We start from the raw sequence: 20,007 nt of genomic DNA, 5'->3' as shown, positions 1-20,007 counted from the left end.
AACGGGGCTTTTTCATAACAATATGGCGGTGAAGGAGAGATTCGAAAGTACCCGCACCCGCAATCTCGCAGCCGAGGCCCCGGAATACAAGGGCTCCAGCGGTGCCAGTTGCGCAAAAGCATTCCCACGCCATTCCCATGAGCATCAGCATGCATCTCTGTACGCGTGCGCATCACACGTATAGAGGCCTGACGTCCGGGGTCTGGAGGGGGGCAAAAAAAGAGTAACATAAGTAATCTTGACCGTTTTTTACGCTCAAGCTATTGAAATTAAAGGTTTTTATGTTTCTAGCAAAAGGTAATCTTTAAGTGATATTGAAGTAATCTGATTACTCTTTATAAATGTAATTCTCAACCTTTATAAACTCCTTTAAAATCAACAGCTTGGTAAAAAATTACCTTTTCAATTACTTCTCTGTTACTCCTTTTTGTAATCTAAAAACCCACGGGATACGTGGCCTCCAGACCGTTTCTGTGGGGAGATTACTGAAGTTACTCTTTTTGAGACTCCCCCCCTCCCCCTCAACAGCAGAGCCTTTAGACGCCTTCAACAAAATACCCCCTCGGTGCAGGGTTCCTCAGGCTTTTGAGCCCCCCACAACGCCGAGCAGCCCCCCAGCCAGTGCCGCGTTGGGCTGTCCGCAGGGCCGCAGAAAAAACGACCCATTTAGCCCGCAGGCGAGGTGGGGGGACGACGGCGCGCGCCAGGTGTAGATCGAGTTGCCGATCGCAGCCAGGCTGGGCAAACTGCTTGATGCCACACTCTGAACAAGACTTCGTAAGGAACGCACCGATGAGCATGCCCATACTGTTTGAGTTTGAAGCGTTGCCGGTGCGAGTCGTGACAGAAGAGAACGGAGAGCATTGGTTTTGCGCTAAGGATATTTGCACGATTCTCGGCTACAGCAACTCAAGACAGGTGATCAGCGACAACTGCCGCGAGAAGGATGTCCGTATAACGGACACCCTAACGGAAAAAGGTAAGCAAGAGCTGCAATTCATTGATGAAGGTAACCTATACAGGCTCATCATCAGAAGCCGGAAGGAGGAGGCTCAGCAGTTCGAGTCATGGGTTTGCGACGAGGTACTTCCAGCTCTGCGCAAGACCGGCAGCTATCAACTGGAAAACCGCTCGACAGCCTCAGCGCGCATTGCTAATCACCGACTTCGATTAGTGTTAGGTAAAGAACTCCATCGCACTCGTGATCCCGCGCTGCGCACGCTTATTCACCAGCAACTGGCTGACGTGTCCAATGCATTGGGCCTACCTACCCCAGAGATCGACAGCTTAGGTCTCACCACGCCCAACGTACCGGACGTTCTTAAGACCTTCTGGGAGGCTTTGACTTTTCTCGACGGCAAAGGCGTGCACTATAACCACGCTGTTCGCTCAAATACCCTGGCCGTCAATCTACGAGAGCTAACACGCTTGCTCAGCGAGAACGGCCAATTGCTACAAATCGACACCGTCCTACGCCAAGCCATGTGGCAAAGCCGGAGTCCCCGCTGCCTGCACAAGAACCATGCTGTTCACAGTCGACTAACCGGAAGGATCATCAAATGCTGGGTGTTTGAGCGACTGGCTGAATGAGAATGGGTGCAAAAAACTCGATACATTTAGTCGTCAGGCGAGGGAGGACGACGGCGCGCGCCAGGTGCTGGAGCACATCACAGCCCAAAAATGTAGAACGTCAATTTCCTCGCCAGACCTGTGACGCATCAACGTCCCTAGGCCAAGCGCCCCCCCCAGCAGGTGCCAGCGACTACAGAGTCTTTTACACCTGAAATTCCTGTACTCACCGGAACGAACAACCAAAAATTTTGCAGGAGCGCCCTTAAAATTTTGTATCTAAGTGGTTTTTTTCATAGTGCCGAAGGGCGAAACCTCATCACTCCAGTTCAGACTTTTGCCCTGGGAAAGCCAATCTCCAGTCAGCAAAAATCCACCTCATGCGTGGCCCTTTGTCCTGGCGTAGCCGTCAGATCAGAACACCACTCCCAACGCTGCCGGCTCCCAATTCATGATCACCAGTTCTTCACTGACGTCGGCCTTTCCTTGCTGCTGATTCGCCGTGCTATACAGAAGCTCCACTATTTCAAAATGGACTCAAGCGAACACTCGCCTTATGTCAGGATTGGCGTTGATGCTGAACATGACCTTATAGGAATAAATAGAGAAAGCGGATTTTTTGTACACTAAACCGTTGTTTTTTAGTAAATTAACGGGATACTTCAATGACTTAAACTTGCAAAATCTGAGGGAGCAATAAACATGAAAAGAGATTATTATTTAAAAAACTTAATGTGGGGAATCCTATTTTTCGGCCTTTCAGTTTACAACTATGATTGGGGCTCAAGCGTAACAATAGCCCCGAAGCTAATTCTTCACCCAATTGTATCAGGGATAAATACACTTCTTTTCCCGTTTTCAAAGCGACTTATAGAAAACATAGCTCTGCATTACACAACAAAAGAATTTTGGAGCAGAGGACTACTCATGGAAACCTCAGGAAAAAATGGCGCATACGCTGTTTTTTATTTATTTTGTTTTTTCTTTGCCATCCCCCTCGGATTAATATATCTAATATTTTCCCACTTCAAAAAACAGCACTACTCATAAGGGTAGTGCTGATACACCCATTTAAATAGTTGAAAAATATTTATTCATCATTTCAACTGTAGTATCGTTAATGACTGCCCCTGTCAAAGCCATTAAAGCTCCGAACCCTAGTATCCCCAGCGGCGTTACCGCTGCGAACCCAAAGACAACCCCAACAATGGCTGTCGCAGCTAATCCAAGCCCAATAGTTTCGAGCTTTACAAAAGCTGGCTTCCAGTCACCAGACCTCATAGCCTTACTAACTTCCAGATAAACATCTTTAACATCCATTGCTTTCCCTACATATCCAAATCCTTTGCCAAACTTGGCTGCAGCCTTACCGACAGCATCAAAATCCATTGAGTCAATCTGCTTTGCTGCCGCATCCCAATCCTTAGCACTAAATTTTTTATCCAAAATACTCTTATACTTATCAAATGCTTTAAATGCCTCATCGGCACTGCGAATACTTTTCCCTTTAGCGCTCTCTGCCAACTCTTGCGCTAGCGTAGAGGCCTTATTACCAAACTTACCCGCTACCTCTTCATAAAAGCTGGCGGTGGCCTTAATAGCATCTTCATATTTAGCTTGCTCATCAGCCGCCCGTTTCGCCTCTGCCACAGCCGCAGCCTCTGCGGCGACTTTCGCGATAGCCTCAGCTGCAACACGGGCCTGCTGAGCAGCTGTAGTAGCGTCCAACACTGATTTAACCCCTGCGGCATTAGCAGTTAACGCTGCAATAGCAGTTTCAAGCAGCTTTGCCTCGTAAGCCGCTGTCAGCGACTTATGCCGCTCATAAATTATATCGTCGTCAGCGGTCACTCCTTGCCTACGGAGACGAGACATACCTTTGGCAAAATCAATAGGTGTCTTACCAATAGGGTTGCTACCATAAAATACTTCGCTTGCTTTAATCTGCTCTTGGAGATCGGCACTCTTTTGTGCGATCAGAGCATTGTGCAAAGACAGCTCATGCGTAAGTTTCTCAACTGGCGTATTACCGGAATCTGGATTGCTTGCCTTTAATTCTTCAATCTCTTCCTTTAGCAAAGTTTCCTGATTTTTTAGCACCGCTTCATACTGCTGCTTGATTTTAGACTCTTGCGCACCAAGCGGCCCCCTTACCATGCCAACCCAACGCGCACCTCCAGGGCGATTTTCAGGATCAAATCCCAATAGCTGTGTCCATTTTTCATTGTGGGCACGAAGGGAATTATCACTATCATAACCCCCACCCATTCCATACATTGAAAACTTTGGAATTTTCCCTGCGGTGATAATAGTAGGCCCGATTTCTAATGGCCCCCCAGAAGTAAATCCACCGGTTCCACCGGACGTAGGCGGAGTAATAGGCACTTTTACAAGAATGTTCTTTTCTGTCATATCGATTTCCTTTTCAACTTAACTAAAGTAAACCTGGTCAAATGTTTAAACCAGAATTTCCGGGTTTCCTTACCTGACAGTTCTCAGCATCAGTGATGTTTAAGAGGGAGAAAGCAAGGAACACAAACACTGTACATAAACACAGTTAAAAACATCAAGAAAAATATGCACTGGTGCATATTTTTCCAGATGAACGGTATTGATATACGTTTGCATTTACTGCTAAGGCGACCGTCAAAACCAGTTTTTTGACGGCTAAGGACGGGCCGCAGTTGACGCGTAGGTTTGACTCCTCGTTTGCTGCGCAAGGGGTTTAAGCCCCTGCAGGAACTGCATAGGGGTTGAAGCGAACAACCTCCTCCCCGAGCCATTCATTCACTTGCGACATACGAGCCTGAATCGGCTCCAGCTCATTGGCCGCATAGATCTGCGCCGCCTCCCTGATCGATCCAAACCCACCCGCGTTTTGCGGCACGATGCCCATCAGTTGCGGAGGAATGCGCAAGCTTGCAAGCACGTCGTCACGGGTCTGATTTTTGATCGAGTTGAATTCGTCTTTGGCCACCCGTGGCCGGCACCTGCTGGACCAAATCAACAAGCTGCTGAACCACTACGGTTATGCAGTTGCAGAAACCACTCACGACTGCGGCGTAATCGGCGGCCTGGCCCAGAGCCGCAAGCGTTTCTTGCTCGTTGCCAGGCACATCGAGAAGGTGCCGCCCTTCCTGTACGAGCCACAGAAAAAGACGCTCAAGTCTGTGGGTTCGATCCTGGACCGCATGCCAATGGCTGGCGATGTTGCCGCCGCGGGCCCAATGCACCGGGTTCCGGCGCTGCAATGGAAAACGTGGGTTCGCCTCGCCCTGGTCGAAGCTGGTAAGGACTGGCGCTGCCTGAACGATTTAGCGATCGAGGACGGCTACCTACGCGATCTGGTCATTGTTCCCCAGTTCCGTGACGGTTTCCTGGGCGTGCATGACTGGAACGAAACCGCCGGTACCGTCGCCGCACGCAGCGGCCCAACCAACGGCAAGTTTTCGGTAGCTGATCCACGGGCCAGAGCCGGCGCACTGCAATACCAGCAGTACGGTGTCCGGCGCTGGGACGAAACCAGTGGCGCGGTAATCGGCGTCAAGTCACCCGGGCAAGGGACGTTCAGCGTTGCTGACCCACGTGACCCTGGTATCGGACACGCAAAATACAACGTGGCTCAGTGGGATGGCACCTCACGCACCGTAATTTCCGGCAGCACCACAGGCCAGGGCGCTTTCGCCGTTCAGGATCCACGCCCCGGCATGAAACGCACCAAAGGCGATGCCTACCTAACTGGCGGGCATTATGGCGTTGTGGGTTGGAGCGACCAGTGTGGGGCCGTTTCAGCCAGCGCCCGCCAGGATAATGGGCGGTGGTCCGTCGCAGATCCCCGCATGCCAGAAGCCAACGAGCGGCTGACCTGCGTTATCGAAAGCCTCGACGGCACCTGGCACCGGCCGTTCACCACGCTGGAGCTGGCAGCGCTGCAAAGTCTGGTTGAACCAGAAGAATGGTTTGAGCTGGACGGCCTGAGTGATCAGGCATGGCGAGAGCGGATCGGGAACGCAGTTCCACCGGCGGCCGCCGAAGCAATCGCCCATGTGATGGGCACCACCCTGTTGCTGGCCCAAGCCGGCGAAACCTTCATGCTCAACAGCATGCCAATTTGGGTACAACCGGTCGCGATTGCCCTGAGCGTGGCAGAGCGGGAGGTCGCTCTATGAACAACGGTAAATCCTTCCCATGGAACCTCGACTTAACCGGCGTCTGCGACCAATGCGGCAGATCGCGTGCCCACGGCAACCACCAGAAATGCAGCAAAACGCGCCAGGCCCTCAACGCCAAGCGCCGTGCCGAGGAGGCTCAAGCTGGGGCCACACCGGCACCTAGAAAAAGTGCCAGCCTGTTCTGGTTACTTCGCCAGCAGTGATCGGCAACACTAAAACCGCAATACATCAGGCCCGGCGACGGGCCTTTTTTCTTGCTGTTGGTAGAGTCTTTCAATATATCGCGTGGGGACGCATATGGCAGATGGCGTAGAGGCCCGTGGCAATTCGGTACGGGTCTATTTTCGTTTCAATGGCGAGCTGTGCGGGGAGCTGGTGCCCGGCGGCAACACGCCGGCCAACCGGGAGCACGCAAAGCGCCTGGTCACGGTGATCGAGTACGAAATTCAGGCCGGCACCTTCGATTACCGCCGGCATTTTCCAGAGTCGAGCAAATTGGCCGAGAACAGTTTCGGGCATTACCTGGACCTGTGGCTGACCATCAAGAGCAACAGCGTGGCGGCGACCTCTTTCCGTGGGTACAAGAACAAAGCCGAGGTGCATGTGCGCCCGCGCTGGGGTGACATTCAGATCGATCAGATTGACCACCTGGACCTGCAAGAGTGGATTCAAGGGCCGCTGTCGAAGCGTCTGAAGAACAAGACGATCCGCGACATCATCAGCAACGTGCGCCAGGTGTTCCGGCTGTACCGCACCCGGAAGAAGGTAGCCCACGACCCAACTGAAGGGTTATTCGTGCGTCTGCCCGATCCTGAGGCACCGGACCCATTCACCAGGGCGGAAATCAAGCAGATCCTCGAAACGCACACCAACCGCACCCAGGAACTGCTGATGGTGCAGTTCATGATTTGGGCAGGGCCACGGGTGTCGGAGACCATCGCGCTGGCCTGGGAGGATGTCGATCTGAAACAGGGGACGGTGACTTTCCGGCGTTCGAAGGTGCGCGGTGCCTATCGTGTGACGAAAACCCGGCGCTCTACGCGCAAAGTGCGTTTGCTGGAACCGGCGTGGGACGCCCTGCGCAAGCTGGATGCAATCAACCACCTCAAGACCGTGGACACGGTCGACGTCGTCGAGCGAGACAACAAGACCATCCGCAAGCACAAACTGCACTTCGTGTTCCTGAACACCAAGAGCGGCTTGCCGCACGTCAGCGACTTCGTCGTGAGGGATAGGTTCTTCAAAGCGCACTTGAAAGCGGCCGGCGTTCGTTACCGCGGGCCAGGCCAGTGCCGCCACACCTACGCCAGTCAGTTGCTGACCTCGGGCGTGGCCTCGGTAGACTGGATAGCTGAACAGATGGGGCATACCAGCGCAAATATGATCCGGCAACACTACGGTATGTGGATCAACGAAGATGGCCCGGATGTCATTGGTATGTTGCAAAACGCCCTCGGCATTCATCCATCAGGTGCTGACCAAATACCTTAGTCTCGGAGTCGAGCACAGGCGATACAGTAACCCGTATTCCATGGACATGGTTTTTTTGCCACCCTAAAGAATCGATTTTTCAGAGGCTCAGCCGTCTAATGCTTTGCAATGTAGGAAAGATCTTGCCCCCAAGTTAGCTAGGTGCTTGTAGGAAAGACTGAAGAAATCTATGATGGCTACAAGCCACCAAAATTAGACAATAGAAAAAGAAAGAATGAATATGTTAGATGACATAACAACCACTATAAAAGCCCAACTATATGAACGTGTATCCAGCCCACTTTTAGGATCCTTTCTTATTTCGTGGTCCCTGATAAACTACAAGCTCATACTCATATTATTTTCATCCCTTTCAGCGCCAGATAAAATAACTTATATCGAATTCAATCTTTTCTCATCCGTTGAAGATTACGTACTTAAAGGAGTATTCCTTCCACTACTGGCAACTCTCGCAATAATTCTAATTTATCCATACCCAGCAGCAAAAATTTATGAAATATCTCGAACAAACAGAAAAAAACTCAAAGAGATCCAGCAAAAAATTGACGATGAAACGCCAATCACCAGAGATGAAGCAAGAAAAATCAGAAAATCTACAGTTCAATTTCAAATAGACTTTGAAGAACAAACAAAAAGAAAAGATAGCGAAATTGAAGTATTAAAATCAGTTATTAATCAACTGACAGAAGATTCGAAAGCAGTTATACCTAGGGAAAAAGATCTATCGGCTAAAATCCTAGAACTAGAAGCCAAAACAAACATCCAAAACAGTGAAATCTCAACCTTAACAATTGAGAATGAAAACTTCAAAAACTACATTAATTCAACGTTTTTACCTGGCTCACACCACGACACCCCTAAACCCATCGACTCAGAAAACAAGATAAGCACTGAAAATACAAATAACTACTTATCACCCGAAAAGCTAATATCAAAAATCAAAGAATACTTAAAAGACACAGGAATGTTCCAACACCAAAACGCAACAATCAGAGCAATTAATAACTATGTACTCTTGGAGTACCCATACAAAGGCAAGATTGCAAACTACAAGCTTGGCGAAATAGATCCTGCGGATTTTGCAAAATCTCTGACAACGATGATGGACACTGCGAAACTGTGTTGGAAGGAACTTTCTTTGTAGAAAATTACTATCTCTACCTCTCTAGCGTGGTCTATTTAGAAACCACAAGTCTATGTAGATGGAAGACATGGCTAAGTTAGACAGCGAAACAAGCCGGCAGCGATAGCTGCACTTCGTATTCGTCAAAGCTAAGAGCGACCAGTCACGTGGAGCAACGTTGTCACAGAGAGCGGTTCTTAAAGACTTACTAGAAAACCCTCCCGTTCGATGCCGGAAGCATTGAAAATGCTGTCGGGCCCACTTACTTAATTTTATAACTATTTCATAGGTAGTCGGACTGACTGGATCAGCTCGCAGGAGGGCCAAATCTGCGGGACCTGGATACGACAACGCGGCGGCAAGCGGATCAACAGAGACAGCCCAGACCATATCCCATGCTGCAACGGAACCTGGACATTCCGCCACCAGGTGCCGACGAACTCCATTAACAGGGGTTCGAACGCGGGGAGTCCAGCAGCCTGTATTCCCATGGATGTTCCCATATGGGTCTTTTTTGCCTCCCTGAAAACACAAAACCCCTGAAAACTTTAACGTTTTCAGGGGTTTAGTCGTTTCGAATTTGGCGGTGAAGGAGAGATTCGAACTCTCGATACAGTTTCCTGTATACACACTTTCCAGGCGTGCTCCTTAAGCCACTCGGACACTTCACCGTATCTCGTCAAACTGATTCAGTCTGTCGAGGCGCGCTAATGTAGTCGAAAGCTTTTCCGATGGCAAAGGTTTTTTTCAGAATTTTCATGCGCTTAGACGGTTATCCCATGCCGCCTCCCTCTGGCGCGGTGTGGAGGGCGGCGATTGTGCCATTCTCAAGGCGTGTCGGTATGGGGCCAAGGTGGCTGGCGAGCCCTGACGTAGCCTACTCTGGGCCGGGCGGTTGGGAAAAGTCTGACTGGCCAGTCAGTCATGGCGCTTTACCGGGGCGGCCATGCTGGGTAACGTCTGCGGCCTGGCCTTCTATTAAACGTATTACAAGGAATCGCGTCATGAGTGAGTTGATTGCCTACCACCTCGAAGACGGTATCGCGACCCTGACCTTGAGCAACGGTAAGGTCAATGCCATTTCCCCTGCCGTGGTCAGTGCGTTTAATGAAGCGCTGGACCAGGCCGAGAAGGATCGCGCGGTGGTGATTATCACCGGTACGCCGGGGATTCTGTCGGGTGGTTATGATTTGAAAGTGATGACGGCCGGCCCTAAAGAGGCGGTCAGCCTGGTGACGTCGGGCTCGACCCTGGCGCGTCGCCTGTTGTCGCACCCGTTTCCGGTGATTGTCGCGTGCCCTGGGCATGCGGTGGCAAAGGGGGCGTTCCTGTTGCTGTCGGTCGATTACCGGATTGGTGTCGAGGGGCCTTTTAGCATTGGTCTGAATGAAGTGATGATCGGCATGACCATGCACCATGCCGGGATTGAACTGGCCCGCGATCGCCTGCGTAAGTCGGCGTTTCATCGTTCGGTGATCAATGCCGAGATGTTCACCCCGCAAGACGCCTTGAGCGCCGGTTTCCTCGATAAGGTGGTGGCACCCGAAGAGCTGCAAGCCGCGGCCCTGGAAGCGGCGCGGCAGTTGAAGAAGATCAATATGAACGCCCACAAGCAAACCAAGCTGAAGGTGCGTAAAGCCCTGCTGGATCTGCTGGATAACGCGATCATTCAGGACCAGGAACATCTGGGCTGAGTCTCCCGAGACCGCATCAAACAAAGCCCGACCCTGTGTCGGGCTTTTTCTTACAGCCCGTTCTGAATCACCTTGCAACCGCTCTAGATGGCATCTGTCTCCATCTGCTGAAACATGTACTTAAACATCGCCCATCTCCTACCTCTACAGGGGTAATTGCCGAATACAGTGCACGTCCGTACACTGCGCCACCTTTTGTCCCGATGGTCCGTGTCGATGCTCTATTGTTTACGCATGTTATTGATGGGCCTGCATTTTCTGATTGCCGGTGTGCTGGGCGTGCTGCTGGGGATCTGCCGGCCGTTCAACCCGGATAACAGCCGCCTGTGCGCACGCCTGTATGCTCTGCCGGCCATGTGGATCCTGCGGCTGCGGGTCAAGCCGCAAGTGGACTCGCTGCGCAACAAGCCGAGCAGTTGCGTGATTATTGCCAACCACCAGTCCAACTATGATTTGTTCGTGTTCGGCAATGTGGTGCCCTATCGCACCGTGTGCATCGGCAAAAAAAGCCTGAAGTGGGTGCCACTGTTCGGGCAACTGTTCTGGCTGGCGGGCAATGTGTTGATTGACCGGGGCAATGCGCAGAAGGCGCGGCGGTCGATGTTGACCACCACCCATACCCTGCAACACGAAGAAACCTCGATCTGGGTGTTTCCGGAAGGCACACGCAACCTGGGTGAATCGTTGCTGCCGTTCAAGAAGGGCGCGTTCCAAATGGCGATTGCCGCCGGAGTGCCGATTGTGCCGGTGTGCGTCAGTACCTATGTGACGCAGATGAAGCTCAATCGCTGGAACAGCGGCGATATCTTGATCCGGTCATTGGCGCCGATCCCTACAGCAGGATTGACGATGGATGACATGCCCGGGCTGATGGAGAAGTGCCGGACGCAAATGGTCGAGTGCATTGAAGCCATGGATCAAGCACTGCAAAAAACCTGACGGCAAGCCGGCTCCTACAATGTGGCGTTTCAGGCTAAGCTGGCCGGTTACTGCCACTTGTGAAGAAGCGATCAGCATTATGGGTAGAGTTGTTGCGGCGGCCGTCTATAGCGCCGGTAAAAAAGTCCGGGATATCACCCTCGATGAAGGCGCCGCCTGGGCGGCCAAGCCTGATCACTTTGTATGGATCGGCCTGGAAGAGCCCGACGCCCAGGAACTGGCCAACCTGCAACGCCAGTTCAACCTGCATGAACTGGCCATCGAAGACGCCCTCGAAAAACACAGCCGGCCGAAGCTGGAAACCTTTGGCGACGCACTGTTTATCGTGACTTATTCGCCGGTGCGCCATGAAGGCAAGCTGGAGTTTATCGAGACCCATATTTTTGCCGGCAACGGCTATATCATCACCGCGCGCAACGGCCACTCGGCGTCCTACGGCTATGTACGCCAGCGCTGTGAGGCGCGGCCGCTACTGCTGGAGCACGGGGAAGATTTCGTACTCTATGCCCTGCTGGATTTTGTCACCGAAAACTACCAGCCCGTGAGTGAGGCGATTCATGCCGAGATCGATGCGCTGGAGCACAACGTGTTGTGCAACTCCCTGAACGAGCGCGATATCCAGAACCTGCACGGCCTGCGCCGCGACGTACTGCGGCTGCGCCGGCATGTGGCGCCAATGGTGGAAATCAGCGAGGAATTGCAAAAGCTGAGCTTCCCGTTTATCGACAAGAACATGCGCCCATACTTTCGCGATGTAGAGATCCACGTCACGCGGCAGATGGAAGACCTTTCGACCCTGCGCGACATCGCCAGCCAGACCATCGAGATCGGCGTGCTGCTCGAAGCCTCGCGCCAGAGCGTGGTGCAGCGCAAGTTTGCAGCCTGGGCGGCGATCCTCGCATTCCCCACGGCGGTGGCCGGGATCTATGGGATGAACTTCCAGAACATGCCGGAACTGCAATGGCACTACGGCTATTTTGCGGTGCTGGGATTTATCGCGGTGGGGTGTACGGGCCTGTGGGCCAGCTTCAAGCGCTCGGGGTGGCTGTAACCTGCCCACCCCGGCCGGCCGGGGTCAGGCGACCTGCGGCTTGTGGGCTACAAAACGCATCATCCATTCCGCCACGGTTACCCCGTGGTGGTCATGGGCAAGGCTGGCGACGCCCTGCTGGTAGATCTGTTCGCCAAGGTTGAGCTGGCGAATGTCGAGCAAGGCCCGGGAGTAATCGTGGATAAACTCCGGATGCCCCTGGAAGCACAGCACCTGATCATTGATGTGATAAGCGGCAAACGGGCAGAAATCGCTGGAAGCGATCACCGTGGCGTTTTCCGGCAAGGCGGTGACCTGGTCCTGGTGGCTGATCAATAGGGTCAGTTCTTCTACCACCGGGCTCATCCACGGCGCCTTGGCGGCCAATTGATAGTTGTGCGTGCCCACGCCCCAGCCCTGGCTCGCCCGCTCGCTCTTGCCGCCCAGCAGCAGCGCCAGTAGTTGATGGCCGAAACAGATGCCGAGCAGCTTGTCGCCCCGCTCGTAACGGTTCAGCAGGTAGGCCTTGAGGGTTTCGATCCACGGATCGGTAGCGAAGGAATCCGCCTTGCTGCCCGTGACCAGGTACGCGTCGAACACTTCGCTGTCCGCCGGGTAGTGGCCTTGCATCACGTTGTAGACGACGAATTCGGCGGCAATCGGCTGCTGCGAAAACAGGCGCTGGAACATCTGCCCGTAACCTTGATATTGATCGACCAGTTCCGGACGCAGGATATCGGTTTCCAGAATGCAGACGCGTAGCGACATAAAAAATACCTGACACGGTGATGGGAATAACGCACACCCGCCAGCCTGCCCTGAAATACCCTTTCAAGGCAAGCCCCCACCCATGACCTGTCAGGAGGTTAGAACGTTGTGCCCTGGGCGGCCTTTTCCAGCAACAAGGCTGGCGGGGTGAACCGTTCGCCGTATTGCTCGGCCAGGTAACGCGCCCGCGCCACGAAGTCGTTCAAACCGTACTGGTTGATAAACTGCAGCGCCCCGCCGGTCCACGCCGCAAAGCCGATGCCGAAGATCGAACCAATATTGGCATCGGCGGTGGACATCAACACGCCCTCCTCCACACACCGCACTGTTTCGATGGCCTGGATAAACAGCAGGCGGTCGCGCACATCCTGTGCCGAAATCTGCTGGCCGGGCTTCTCGAAGCGTGCCTTGAGTTCTGGCCACAGGTATTTCTGGCCACCGCTGGGGTATTCGTAGAAACCACCGCCCGCCGCCTTGCCCGGGCGCTTGTACTCATTGAGCAACAGGTCGATCACCGCAAACGCCGGATGCTCGGGCAGCGTCTTGCCTTCGGCGTGCAGATCCTTGGCTGTCTGCTGACGGATATGGCTCATCAGGCTGAGGGAAACTTCGTCAGAAATCGCCAGCGGACCAATCGGCATCCCGGCCTTGCGCGCTTCGGTCTCGATCATCGGCGCAGCCACGCCTTCGCCGAGCAGGGTGATGCCTTCGTTGGTGAAGGTGCCAAATACCCGCGAGGTGAAAAAGCCGCGACTGTCGTTCACCACAATCGGGGTTTTCTTGATTTGCAGTACGAAGTCAAAGCCCCGAGCCAGGGTTTCGTCGCTGGTATTGGCGCCTTTGATGATTTCCACCAGTGGCATTTTTTCCACCGGGCTGAAGAAATGCAGGCCGATAAACTTGCCTTGGTCTGGCACCGCATTCGCCAGGCCGCTGATGGGCAAGGTGGACGTATTGGAAGCAATCACCGCGTCAGCGCCTACCACGCGCTGGGCCGCCGCCGAGACCTTGGCCTTGAGGTCACGGTCTTCGAATACGGCCTCAATGATCAGGTCGCAACCGGCCAGGTCGGCATCGCTGTCTGTAGGATGGATCCGCGCCAGGGTGCTTTCCCGCTGCTCAGGCGTCAGTTGCCCACGGCTGACTTTCTTGTCCAGCAGCGCCGCCGAGTGGGCCTTGCCCTTCTCTGCCGCCGCCAGCGTCACGTCCTTGAGCACCACTTCCACTCCCGCCGATGCACTGGTGTAGGCAATCCCCGCGCCCATCATGCCGGCGCCGAGGATGCCGACCTTGCGCGTGACATACGGCGCAAACCCCGCAGGCCGTGAGCCCCCGGCGTTGATTTCGTTGAGCTGGAACCAGAAGGTGCCGATCATATTCTTCGCCACCTGGCCGGTGGTGAGCTCGGTGAAGTAGCGGGTCTCGATCAGGTGCGCGGTGTCGAAGTCCACCTGGGCGCCCTCCACGGCCGCACAGAGGATTTTCTCCGGCGCCGGGAAGCAGCCATTGGTTTTACTGCGCAGGATCGACGGCGCAATGGCGAGCATTTGCGCGACTTTTGGATTGGACGGTGTGCCACCTGGAATCTGGTGACCCTTGATATCCCAAGGCTGTTTGGCCGTCGGGTTGGCCAGGATCCAGGCCCGGGACTTGGCCAGCAGTTCATCGCGATCCGCCGCCAACTCGTCGATCAACCCGGCTTGCAGGGCCTTCTGCGCGCTGATCTTCTTGCCTTCCAGCAGGTACGGCAAGGCCTTCTCCAGACCCAGCATGCGCACCATGCGCACCACCCCGCCGCCGCCCGGCAACAGGCCGAGGGTGACTTCCGGCAAGCCGATCTGCACGGCTGGATGATCCAGCGCCACGCGGTGCTGGCACGCCAGGCATAGCTCCCAGCCACCGCCGAGGGCGGCGCCGTTGATCGCGGCCACCACCGGCTTGCCGAGGGTTTCCAGGCTGCGCAACTGCGCCTTCAGGCCCAGGACCATGTCGTAGAACGCCTTGGCATGGGGCTTGTCGACTTTGATCAGCTCATTGAGGTCACCGCCGGCAAAGAAGGTTTTTTTCGCCGAGGTGATTATGACCCCGGCAATCCCATCCTTTTCCGCATCCAGGCGTGCGACGGTGGCGGCCATGGCCTCGCGGTAGGCGGCGTTCATGGTGTTGGCACTCTGGCCGGGCATGTCGAGGGTCAGCACCACGATCTGGTCCTGGCCTTTTTCGTAACGAATGGCGTCGGTCATGACAGATTCCTTAGGCTCAGAGGCGTTCGATAATGGTGGCGATACCCATGCCGCCGCCCACACAGAGCGTGGCCAGGCCGTAGCGCTGCTGGCGCACCTCCAACTCGTCGAGCAAGGTGCCGAGGATCGCGCACCCCGTGGCCCCCAGTGGGTGGCCCATGGCAATTGAGCCACCATTGACATTGACCCGGGCGGCGTCGATGCCCATGTCCTTGATGAACTTGAGCACCACCGAGGCGAAGGCTTCGTTGACCTCGAACAGGTCGATGTCCTCGACCCGCAGGCCGGCCTTGGCCAGGGCCTTGCGGGTGGCCGGCGCGGGGCCAGTCAACATGATGGTCGGATCGGTACTGGTGACGGCGGTGGCGACGATACGCGCACGCGCTTGCAGGCCCAATTCACGGCCCCGGGCCTCGGAGCCGATCAGCATCAAGGCCGCGCCATCGACAATCCCGGAACTGTTACCCGGTGTGTGCACATGCTGGATGCGCTCGACATGGCTGTAGACCCGCAAGGCCGTGGCATCGAAGCCCATCTGCCCCATCATTTCGAAGCTCGGCTTGAGTTTGCCCAACCCTTCGAGCGTCGAGTCGCCACGGATAAATTCGTCGTGATCGAGCAGTACGATGCCGTTCTGGTCCTGCACCGGGATCAGGGATTTGTTGAAGGACCCATCTGATCTGGCCCGCGCCGCTTTCTGCTGGGAGTGCAAGGCGAAGGTGTCGACATCTTCGCGGCTGAAGCCTTCCAGGGTGGCGATCAGGTCGGCGCCAATCCCCTGGGGCGTGAAGTGGCTGTGCATATTAGTCTGCGGGTCCAGCACCCAGGCACCGCCATCGCTGCCCATGGGCACGCGGGACATGGACTCGACACCGCCGACCACCACCAGGTCCTCGAAGCCGGAACGCACCTTCATCGCCCCAAGGTTGACCGCCTCCAGGCCCGACGCACAGAAGCGGTTGACCTGCACACCGGCGACGCTGACGTCCCAGTCGGCTACCAACGCGGCCGTCTTGGCGATATCCGCGCCCTGGTCCCCGACTGGCGTGACGCAACCGAGCACGATGTCATCCACCTGGCGCGTGTCCAGGTCACTGCGCTGTTGCAGGGCGCTGAGCAAGCCGGCCAGCAGGTTCACCGGCTTGACGCTGTGCAAGGCGCCATCGGCCTTGCCTTTGCCCCGGGGCGTACGTATCGCATCAAAGATCAAAGCTTGGGTCATGACGTCCTCGAACCACTGTGCAATGGAGCTCTCAAGGGGAGAGCCGACCGTGCCCTTACCTTAAGCGCCGCCAGGGCAGATTCAATGACCGATGCGCTCATTGGCCTTGACGAGCACGCTCAGACGAACGGTAGGAGGCTGGCGAAAACCCCAGGTTAATCGTTTTAGCTGTCTAGCCAAGGGGCTGGCGCGAAGATGGCCATATGCCTCATGCGCTTTTAAAAGGATTTCAATCTAAGTTGATATGAAAGCGATCTAAGCCACGCCCGACATGGGCTCTAAGGTTGAATCAGTAAGAAGTGTATGACGCTGCTGCCGGGTCTTGCTGGAGCAGCTGTAAGAAAAATGCCATCTCGCAGGCCTAACGTAGTCAATGATGGTGCTTGCATCGGCGCATTTGACGCTCAGGAATAACAACAAAAGGCAGTCAGCCATGTTCAAACAATCGAAAGTCCGCCAGGCGGGGCTCATTCTCTTCGCCACCACACTGATTCTGATTTTGCCCAACCTGACCAAGATCATTGGTTGAGCGGGCCGATCACACCTAGACATTGCAGCCTTTGGCAGCACCGCCCGGGAAACCGCGTAGAGCGTTCCCGTGACCGGGGCTGTCTTTTTTGCGTACGGTTTCGTAGTCGATGTCCGGTATCCTGAGCCCAGACCGCCACTGCCACATGGGACTCGCCTTGAAACACATTATCGTCCTGCTGATGCTGATCCTGGCCTACCCCGCCAGCGCCGCCTCGTTGACCATCGAGCTGGATCACAGCCGCACAACCTGGCAAACCGCCGAGTTGCTCAAGCACCCGGCAGCGCAAACCGTGCAGATCGTTGATGACGTTTCCTACAAGCGCAACATGACCTATCGCGCAGTACCGCTGGCCGTACTCTTGCCGGGCGTGTTGGCGCAGAACCATGTGCAGGCGGTAGCGCTCGATGGTTTCGCCGCCGAACTGGCTGCCGCGCCGCTGCTTTCGCAAAGCGGCGCCCAGGCGTGGTTGGCGGTGGAGGATCCGGCCCAGCCATGGCCCCCGCTGGCCAAGGGCAAGCCCAGCGCCGGGCCGTTTTACCTGGTGTGGACCCAACCCCAGGCGAGCGGGATCAGCCCGGAACAATGGCCCTTCCAGATCTCGACGATCAAACAGTTGAAAACCGTTGCCGAACGCTTCCCGGCGCTACTGCCGGACCCTGCGCTGGCGGTGGACGATCCGGTCAACCAGGGGTTCGCCCTGTTCCAGAAGAACTGCCTGGCCTGCCATCGCCTAAACGGCGCGGGTGACGCGCAGGTAGGCCCGGACCTGAATCTACCCTACAGCCCCACCGAATATTTCGGCGGCGACTTTCTCAAGCGTTACATCCGTGATCCCCAGAGCCTGAGGCATTGGCCGCAAGCCAAGATGCCGGCGTTTACCGCCAGCGTGTTGCCAGAGGCCGACCTGGAGTTGCTGGTGGGCTATTTGAAGCATATGGCCACTCGCAAAACCGACGCCCCCTTCTAGGGATTACGCGCCAGATGCTCCGACGGCAATACGCGCTTGGCGCTCAGATAGGCATTCTGCCAGTAAGCCTTGGACAAGGTATCAAGCTTCACCGTACCGCCGGTTTGCGGTGCATGGACGAAACGCCCTTCACCCACATAGATGCCGGCATGGCTGACCTGCGAGCCGCCGCCCGTGGCGAAGAACAGCAAGTCACCGGTCTGCAGCGCATCTTCACGCACGTCCTGGGCCCGCATCACGATCAACTCGCGAGTGGTGCGCGGCAGGGAGATACCAGCGGCATCGCGGTAGACAAAACCAATCAGGCCACTGCAATCAAACCCCGAATCCGGAGTATTGCCGCCCCAGCGATAAGGCGTGCCGACCAGGCCCAGGGCGCGAAACAGCACATCTTCAGCCGCTGGCGAAAAGTTCTGGGTGGCGTAGTTGAAGACCGGCTTGGGCTTGACAGCCACAGGCGCAGGTGGAGGACGGCTGGCGCAGGCACTGAGCAGTGCGGCGCAAACAACAAGAATTAGGCGGGCCGAGGTCGACATGGGCAGAACAATCCTGATCTGGATGCGGCTTTCGCTGCCGAACGCTGAAAACTAGACCGCGCAAGCAAGCTTGCGCGGTCAGGTTCGCAACAATATCTCAGGATTCTAGCGGTTACGCGTCAAACTTCAAGTATCACTTTAACTTTACTTGCGAGCGGTAACGGTAGTCGGGGCCATCGCCAATGCACGCTTGGCTTCGATGAAGGTTTTGCTCCAGTAGCTGTCGCCCAGCTTATCGACCCGCACCCCACCGCTGCGGCGGCTGCTGGAGTGGATGAACTGGTCATCGCCCAGGTAGATACCGGCGTGGCTGACACGACCACGGCCATTGGTACTGAAGAAAAGCAGATCGCCAGGCTTGAGGTTGTTCCGTGCGACCAACGGTGCATCCACGTTGATCATTTCGCGGGTGGAGCGCGGCAGGTTCATGCCGGCCTCTTCACGAAACAGATAGCCGATAAAGCCACTGCAGTCGAAACCGGCTTCAGAGGTACCGCCGAAACGGTAACGGGTACCGATCAGGGACATGCCGCGTTCGAGAATGCTATCGGCCAGCAGCGGCAGCTGGTAAGGCTTGCTATCGGCGAACTGGGCCAGTTCTTTTTCGGTCGCCACCTCTTCTTCATAAACAGAAGAAGACTGTGCTGCGACGAATTTGGCTTGATGCTGTTGTTGCGGCTTTTGCTGCTCGACCACCTGCTGGGGGTGGGTGGCGCAACCAAACAACAGGGTAACGAGTGCGAGAGGCACGAGGGGTGCGAAGCGATTTAGCATGGGCACGACCGTGGCTGATATGTAAAGAAGTCGAGACTATGCCTTCTATGACATCGATTTGCAAATTCAATCGTGATCTATGTGACTTCTTGTTTGACCTATGTCATCTAAGCCCTTACACCCCATTTAAACCCTTTTGAGTGGCCATAGCGGCTCATGCGCAGGTTTTCTGGCGCCTGGAATTTGCCAGGAGCCCCGGTTTCAAAGGGCTGGCTACCAGCCGAGGGTTTCTTTGAGAAAGGGGATAGTGAGCTTGCGCTGGGCCTGCAAGGAGGCCTGGTCGAGCTGCTCGAGCAAGTCGAACAGCGCGCTCATGCTGCGGGTACCGCGGGTGAGGATGAAATGCCCGACTTCATCGGTCAGGTGCAAGCCACGGCGCGAGGCACGCAGTTGCAGGGCCCGCAGCTTGTCTTCGTCGGACAGCGGGCGCATCTGGAAGATCAGCGCCAGGGTCAGGCGCGACTTGAGGTCTGCCAGCTTGACCGGCAATTCCCGCGGCGAAGTGGACGCGGCAATCAACAGGCGCCGGCCACTGTCGCGCAGGCGGTTGAACAGATGGAACAGTGCTTCTTCCCAGTCTGCCCGGCCGGCGACCGCTTGCAGGTCGTCCAGGCACACCAGTTCGTATTGCTCAAGGTTGTCGAGGATGCCGATGCCACGGTCCAGCAGCTCGGCCAACGGCAGGTACACCGCCGGCTCACCCAACTGCTCAAAACGCAGGCAGGCGGCCTGCAACAGGTGGGTCCGCCCCACGCCGTCCTTGCCCCAGAGGTAGATCAGGCTTTCCGTCCACCCGGCGTCGGCTTCGCAGAGCCGCTCGACATAGCCGAGTGCAGCGGCATTGGCGCCTGGGTAGTAATTGATGAAGGTAGCGTCGTCACGCAGACGCACACCTAGGGGCAGCTGAATCGGTTTCATGCTGACTGAACGGTTCCAATCGAACCGTT

16 protein-coding genes, 1 tRNA gene and 3 pseudogenes are annotated in these 20,007 nt (G+C 55.5%); 10 read left to right on the top strand and 10 right to left on the bottom strand.

What is annotated here, in order from left to right:
• The first annotated feature begins 792 nt into the window (after nucleotides 1-792).
• Nucleotides 793-1,590: a BRO-N domain-containing protein gene (locus ACSSVH_RS07195; RefSeq protein ID WP_492634277.1), complete on the top strand. Its 798-nt coding sequence runs from the start codon at nucleotides 793-795 to the stop codon at nucleotides 1,588-1,590.
• Nucleotides 1,591-1,983: 393 nt separating this feature from the next.
• On the opposite strand, the pseudogene ACSSVH_RS07190 reads toward ACSSVH_RS07195, so the two are convergent.
• Nucleotides 1,984-2,160 (bottom strand): annotated as a pseudogene (locus tag ACSSVH_RS07190) (DNA adenine methylase); the annotation flags it as partial.
• A 111-nt stretch (nucleotides 2,161-2,271) separates the two neighbouring features.
• Here ACSSVH_RS07190 and ACSSVH_RS07185 point away from each other — a divergent pair.
• Nucleotides 2,272-2,619 carry a colicin E1 family microcin immunity protein gene (locus ACSSVH_RS07185; RefSeq protein WP_346647402.1) on the top strand — a complete coding sequence of 116 codons (348 nt, stop codon included), beginning with the start codon at nucleotides 2,272-2,274 and terminating at the stop codon, nucleotides 2,617-2,619.
• Between the two features lie 21 nt (nucleotides 2,620-2,640).
• Here ACSSVH_RS07185 and ACSSVH_RS07180 read toward each other — a convergent pair whose 3' ends face one another.
• Together ACSSVH_RS07180 and ACSSVH_RS07175 are read right to left on the bottom strand one after the other, a co-directional pair.
• On the bottom strand, nucleotides 2,641-3,981 hold the full coding sequence (locus ACSSVH_RS07180; RefSeq protein ID WP_492634276.1) for a colicin-like pore-forming protein: 1,341 nt from the start codon (nucleotides 3,979-3,981) through the stop codon (nucleotides 2,641-2,643).
• A gap of 313 nt (nucleotides 3,982-4,294) precedes the next feature.
• Nucleotides 4,295-4,543 (bottom strand): annotated as a pseudogene (locus ACSSVH_RS07175) (phage portal protein); the annotation flags it as partial.
• Between ACSSVH_RS07175 and ACSSVH_RS07170 the strand changes: the two are divergent.
• The 4 genes and pseudogenes from ACSSVH_RS07170 to ACSSVH_RS07155 form a co-directional block, all read left to right on the top strand.
• Nucleotides 4,539-5,738 (top strand): annotated as a pseudogene (locus ACSSVH_RS07170) (DNA cytosine methyltransferase); the annotation flags it as partial. The pseudogenes ACSSVH_RS07175 and ACSSVH_RS07170 sit on opposite strands and share 5 nt — an antisense overlap.
• Nucleotides 5,735-5,944 carry a hypothetical protein gene (locus ACSSVH_RS07165; protein ID WP_143110419.1) on the top strand — a complete coding sequence of 70 codons (210 nt, stop codon included), beginning with the start codon at nucleotides 5,735-5,737 and terminating at the stop codon, nucleotides 5,942-5,944. The pseudogene ACSSVH_RS07170 and the gene ACSSVH_RS07165, both read left to right, overlap by 4 nt.
• 94 nt (nucleotides 5,945-6,038) lie before the next feature.
• Nucleotides 6,039-7,232 (top strand): Arm DNA-binding domain-containing protein, encoded by a 1,194-nt coding sequence (locus ACSSVH_RS07160; protein WP_492634275.1) that lies wholly within the window; start codon nucleotides 6,039-6,041, stop codon nucleotides 7,230-7,232.
• A gap of 214 nt (nucleotides 7,233-7,446) precedes the next feature.
• Nucleotides 7,447-8,376 carry a hypothetical protein gene (locus tag ACSSVH_RS07155; RefSeq protein WP_492634274.1) on the top strand — a complete coding sequence of 310 codons (930 nt, stop codon included), beginning with the start codon at nucleotides 7,447-7,449 and terminating at the stop codon, nucleotides 8,374-8,376.
• A 560-nt stretch (nucleotides 8,377-8,936) separates the two neighbouring features.
• On the opposite strand, the gene ACSSVH_RS07150 is transcribed toward ACSSVH_RS07155, so the two are convergent.
• Nucleotides 8,937-9,026: transfer RNA gene (locus tag ACSSVH_RS07150), tRNA-Ser, on the bottom strand.
• 333 nt (nucleotides 9,027-9,359) lie between these two features.
• Here ACSSVH_RS07150 and ACSSVH_RS07145 point away from each other — a divergent pair.
• The 3 genes from ACSSVH_RS07145 (at nucleotide 9,360) to ACSSVH_RS07135 (ending at nucleotide 12,039) form a co-directional block, all read left to right on the top strand.
• On the top strand, nucleotides 9,360-10,049 hold the full coding sequence (locus ACSSVH_RS07145; protein WP_169956995.1) for a crotonase/enoyl-CoA hydratase family protein: 690 nt from the start codon (nucleotides 9,360-9,362) through the stop codon (nucleotides 10,047-10,049).
• A 216-nt stretch (nucleotides 10,050-10,265) separates the two neighbouring features.
• Nucleotides 10,266-10,988, top strand: a complete 723-nt coding sequence (locus ACSSVH_RS07140) for a 1-acylglycerol-3-phosphate O-acyltransferase (RefSeq protein ID WP_169956994.1) — start codon at nucleotides 10,266-10,268, stop codon at nucleotides 10,986-10,988.
• Nucleotides 10,989-11,067: 79 nt separating this feature from the next.
• On the top strand, nucleotides 11,068-12,039 hold the full coding sequence (locus tag ACSSVH_RS07135; RefSeq protein WP_169956993.1) for a magnesium and cobalt transport protein CorA: 972 nt from the start codon (nucleotides 11,068-11,070) through the stop codon (nucleotides 12,037-12,039).
• A gap of 24 nt (nucleotides 12,040-12,063) precedes the next feature.
• Here ACSSVH_RS07135 and ACSSVH_RS07130 read toward each other — a convergent pair whose 3' ends face one another.
• From ACSSVH_RS07130 to ACSSVH_RS07120, 3 genes are all read right to left on the bottom strand, one after another.
• The gene (locus ACSSVH_RS07130; protein ID WP_169956992.1) at nucleotides 12,064-12,786 is read right to left on the bottom strand and encodes an amidotransferase; all 723 of its coding nucleotides are present in this window, start codon (nucleotides 12,784-12,786) and stop codon (nucleotides 12,064-12,066) included.
• 98 nt (nucleotides 12,787-12,884) lie between these two features.
• Entirely contained in the window at nucleotides 12,885-15,029 is a 2,145-nt protein-coding gene (locus ACSSVH_RS07125; protein WP_492634273.1) for a 3-hydroxyacyl-CoA dehydrogenase NAD-binding domain-containing protein, read from the bottom strand.
• Nucleotides 15,030-15,045: 16 nt separating this feature from the next.
• Nucleotides 15,046-16,251 carry an acetyl-CoA C-acetyltransferase gene (locus tag ACSSVH_RS07120; protein WP_169956990.1) on the bottom strand — a complete coding sequence of 402 codons (1,206 nt, stop codon included), beginning with the start codon at nucleotides 16,249-16,251 and terminating at the stop codon, nucleotides 15,046-15,048.
• Between the two features lie 686 nt (nucleotides 16,252-16,937).
• Between ACSSVH_RS07120 and ACSSVH_RS07115 the strand changes: the two genes are divergently transcribed.
• Nucleotides 16,938-17,750, top strand: coding sequence for a c-type cytochrome (locus ACSSVH_RS07115; protein ID WP_492634272.1), 813 nt, complete (start codon nucleotides 16,938-16,940; stop codon nucleotides 17,748-17,750).
• On the opposite strand, the gene ACSSVH_RS07110 is transcribed toward ACSSVH_RS07115, so the two are convergent.
• The 3 genes from ACSSVH_RS07110 to hda all read right to left on the bottom strand — a co-directional run bounded on the left by ACSSVH_RS07110 (nucleotide 17,747) and on the right by hda (nucleotide 19,978).
• Complete coding sequence (locus ACSSVH_RS07110; protein ID WP_172313346.1) at nucleotides 17,747-18,286, bottom strand: C40 family peptidase; 540 nt, start codon at nucleotides 18,284-18,286, stop codon at nucleotides 17,747-17,749. The two genes, ACSSVH_RS07115 and ACSSVH_RS07110, sit on opposite strands and share 4 nt — an antisense overlap.
• Before the next feature lie 144 nt (nucleotides 18,287-18,430).
• Entirely contained in the window at nucleotides 18,431-19,060 is a 630-nt protein-coding gene (locus ACSSVH_RS07105; RefSeq protein WP_057438759.1) for a C40 family peptidase, read from the bottom strand.
• A 213-nt stretch (nucleotides 19,061-19,273) separates the two neighbouring features.
• A complete protein-coding gene (gene hda, locus ACSSVH_RS07100; RefSeq protein WP_029292403.1) occupies nucleotides 19,274-19,978 on the bottom strand; it encodes a DnaA regulatory inactivator Hda in 705 nt (234 codons plus the stop codon).
• Between the last annotated feature and the right edge of the window lie 29 nt (nucleotides 19,979-20,007).

It is taken from the genome of Pseudomonas sp. HC1(2025) (assembly GCF_058742075.1).
Note: the sequence above shows the minus strand (reverse complement) of the source record. Positions and strands in the feature narration are given on the sequence as shown.

Bases quoted from the DNA above. Each gene is read 5' to 3' on its own strand.
- ACSSVH_RS07195 (WP_492634277.1), top strand. From the start codon at position 793: ATGAGCATGCCCATACTGTTTGAGTTTGAAGCGTTGCCGGTGCGAGTC.
- ACSSVH_RS07185 (WP_346647402.1), top strand. From the start codon at position 2,272: ATGAAAAGAGATTATTATTTAAAAAACTTAATGTGGGGAATCCTATTT.
- ACSSVH_RS07180 (WP_492634276.1), bottom strand. From the start codon at position 3,981: ATGACAGAAAAGAACATTCTTGTAAAAGTGCCTATTACTCCGCCTACG.
- ACSSVH_RS07165 (WP_143110419.1), top strand. From the start codon at position 5,735: ATGAACAACGGTAAATCCTTCCCATGGAACCTCGACTTAACCGGCGTC.
- ACSSVH_RS07160 (WP_492634275.1), top strand. From the start codon at position 6,039: ATGGCAGATGGCGTAGAGGCCCGTGGCAATTCGGTACGGGTCTATTTT.
- ACSSVH_RS07155 (WP_492634274.1), top strand. From the start codon at position 7,447: ATGAATATGTTAGATGACATAACAACCACTATAAAAGCCCAACTATAT.
- ACSSVH_RS07145 (WP_169956995.1), top strand. From the start codon at position 9,360: ATGAGTGAGTTGATTGCCTACCACCTCGAAGACGGTATCGCGACCCTG.
- ACSSVH_RS07140 (WP_169956994.1), top strand. From the start codon at position 10,266: ATGCTCTATTGTTTACGCATGTTATTGATGGGCCTGCATTTTCTGATT.
- ACSSVH_RS07135 (WP_169956993.1), top strand. From the start codon at position 11,068: ATGGGTAGAGTTGTTGCGGCGGCCGTCTATAGCGCCGGTAAAAAAGTC.
- ACSSVH_RS07130 (WP_169956992.1), bottom strand. From the start codon at position 12,786: ATGTCGCTACGCGTCTGCATTCTGGAAACCGATATCCTGCGTCCGGAA.
- ACSSVH_RS07125 (WP_492634273.1), bottom strand. From the start codon at position 15,029: ATGACCGACGCCATTCGTTACGAAAAAGGCCAGGACCAGATCGTGGTG.
- ACSSVH_RS07120 (WP_169956990.1), bottom strand. From the start codon at position 16,251: ATGACCCAAGCTTTGATCTTTGATGCGATACGTACGCCCCGGGGCAAA.
- ACSSVH_RS07110 (WP_172313346.1), bottom strand. From the start codon at position 18,286: ATGTCGACCTCGGCCCGCCTAATTCTTGTTGTTTGCGCCGCACTGCTC.
- ACSSVH_RS07105 (WP_057438759.1), bottom strand. From the start codon at position 19,060: ATGCTAAATCGCTTCGCACCCCTCGTGCCTCTCGCACTCGTTACCCTG.
- hda (WP_029292403.1), bottom strand. From the start codon at position 19,978: ATGAAACCGATTCAGCTGCCCCTAGGTGTGCGTCTGCGTGACGACGCT.